We start from the raw sequence: 2,500 nt of genomic DNA, 5'->3' as shown, positions 1-2,500 counted from the left end.
GACCATTTCTTATTTGTCACCCTCAAGCGACTTTTTTATTATATCAACTCTTTCAACATTTGTCAACACTTTTTTGAATTTATTTAATTCTTTATGTTGAAAACTGTCTGTCCAAGCGACGTGTTTTATACTATCACATAATCAAAATTGATATTATTAAATAATATCAATTTATAGAAATTATTATGAGTTTTCTTTAATTTTCTTTGTTTTAAATCATTTTTTATATACTGATACACAAGGCTACGTTTTACTTGTTTTTCAATAAAATCTACTATTACTTTCTTTTGATCTTTGTTATTAATTTTAATTCTATAAAAGTTATAAAAAAATAATGTTGAAAAACTAGTAAAAATTTTTCAGCATTATTTATCTTTCTATTAAAAATTATTATATATCTAAATTTAATATTGCGTATACATATGTGTCCCAATAAATATGGGATCCATTCTCATCTTTATGAAAATAAATATTTTTTCTAAAGTGAGCTTCTCGTGTCATTTTAATCTTCTCCATAAGTTTTAACGAAGCTGTATTCTGATGAGCAAATTCAGCACAAATTCGATGAACACCTTTATTAAACATATACTCTATAGCTACTTTATCAGCATCACTTCCATATCTTATGCTGATAATTCTCCTTTAATACATATCAAATCTCTCTTATATTAAAACTTCTTTTTCTTAAATAAATATTTTCAATAACTTTATGCTCTTTTTTTAGCTCAATCGCATAAAATTCATCACTCTGTGATCTAAATTCAATTTCTTTTTTAGATTTCTCACACGTAAAGTCTGGGTATTCTTTAAATTCAGCATTAACTCTCTGCATCATATATTCACATAAATCTTTTTCATCACTTAGCTTAAAATCACGTATAATTAAATCATTTGTCTCAATTTTCAGTTCTGTGTCCTCCTTTAATAATAAAACCTAATATCAATTTATTATAAAAACACAAAAGATTAAATTCATTTAATCTTTTGTGCATTTATGATTATTTTCATTCTTTCAAAAATTCTCTTAGTACTCTTCAAGAATAACATACATAATTGTATATGAATATTAATATACAAAAAAGACCGTATCAATTTGATACGGTCTTTTTCTAGTTAATCACCCGGCGACGTCTTACTCTTCCACACAGTCACCCATGCAGTACCATCAGCGCTATAGACCTTAACTGTCCTGTTCGGTATGGGAAGGAGTGTTACCTCTACGCCATCATCACCAGATATTTTTGAAAGATTTGTTCTTTCAAAATTGCATATAAATCATGTATTACAACTTTTTAATTTGGTCAAGCCCTCGACCTATTAGTATCAGTCAGCTAAATATATTACTATACTTACACCCCTGACCTATCAACCTTGTCGTCTTCAAGGGGTCTTACTAGCTTACGCTATGGGAAATCTTATCTTAAGGTGGGCTTCACACTTAGATGCTTTCAGTGTTTATCCCGTCCCGACTTAGCTACCCAGCTATGCTTCTGGCGAAACAACTGGTACACCATAGGTCAGTCCATCCCGGTCCTCTCGTACTAAGGACAGCTCCTCTCAAATTTCCTACGCCCGCGACGGATAGGGACCGAACTGTCTCACGACGTTCTGAACCCAGCTCGCGTGCCGCTTTAATGGGCGAACAGCCCAACCCTTGGGACCTACTTCAGCCCCAGGATGCGACGAGCCGACATCGAGGTGCCAAACCTCCCCGTCGATGTGAACTCTTGGGGGAGATCAGCCTGTTATCCCCGAGGTAGCTTTTATCCGTTGAGCGATGGCCCTCCCACGAGGTACCACCGGATCACTAAGCCCGACTTTCGTCCCTGCTCCACCTGTATGTGTCGCAGTCAGGCTCCCTTCTGCCTTTGCACTCTTCGAACGATTTCCGACCGTTCTGAGGGAACCTTTGGGCGCCTCCGTTACATTTTAGGAGGCGACCGCCCCAGTCAAACTGCCCACCTAACAATGTCCTGTCACCAGTTTCATGGCATCCAGTTAGAACTTCAGTACTGTCGGGGTGGTATCCCAACAACGACTCATTCAGATCTGGCGACCTGAATTCCCAGTCTCCCACCTATCCTGTACAGACAATACCGAAATTCAATGCTAAGCTACAGTAAAGCTCTACGGGGTCTTTCCGTCCAATCGCGGGTAACGAGCATCTTCACTCGTACTACAACTTCGCCGGATTTGCAGTTGAGACAGTGCACAAGTCATTACGCCATTCGTGCGGGTCAGAACTTACCTGACAAGGAATTTCGCTACCTTAGGACCGTTATAGTTACGGCCGCCGTTTACTGGGGCTTAAGTTCATACCTTCGCTTGCGCTAAGTATTCCCCTTAACCTTCCAGCACCGGGCAGGCGTCAGCCCCTATACATCAGCTTACGCTTTAGCAGAGACCTGTGTTTTTGTTAAACAGTTGCTTGTGCCTATTCTCTGCGACCTGCTCTCGCAGGCACCCCTTATTCCGAAGTTACGGGGTCAATTTGCCTAGT

1 protein-coding gene and 2 rRNA genes (1 of these 3 running past the window's edge) are annotated in these 2,500 nt (G+C 38.6%); all 3 read right to left on the bottom strand.

Annotation, left to right across the window (positions count from 1 at the left end; genetic code table 11):
• Positions 1 to 652: 652 nt before the first annotated feature.
• Positions 653 to 835, bottom strand: a complete 183-nt coding sequence (locus MTX53_RS00055) for a hypothetical protein (protein WP_244834165.1) — start codon at positions 833 to 835, stop codon at positions 653 to 655.
• A 284-nt stretch (positions 836 to 1,119) separates the two neighbouring features.
• Positions 1,120 to 1,236, bottom strand: a 5S ribosomal RNA gene (rrf, locus tag MTX53_RS00050).
• A 61-nt stretch (positions 1,237 to 1,297) separates the two neighbouring features.
• Positions 1,298 to 2,500 (bottom strand): 23S ribosomal RNA (locus tag MTX53_RS00045) (it continues 1,706 nt past the right edge of the window).

Origin of the sequence: Clostridium sp. BJN0001 (genome assembly GCF_022869825.1) — a bacterium.
In the GTDB taxonomy this organism is placed as follows: domain Bacteria; phylum Bacillota; class Clostridia; order Clostridiales; family Clostridiaceae; genus Clostridium.
The sequence above is the reverse complement of the archived record's forward strand: the minus strand, read 5'-3'. Positions and strand labels throughout refer to the sequence as shown.

Excerpts from the sequence above, each read along its gene's own strand:
- MTX53_RS00055 (WP_244834165.1), bottom strand. The coding sequence starts at position 835 with ATGATGCAGAGAGTTAATGCTGAATTTAAAGAATACCCAGACTTTACG.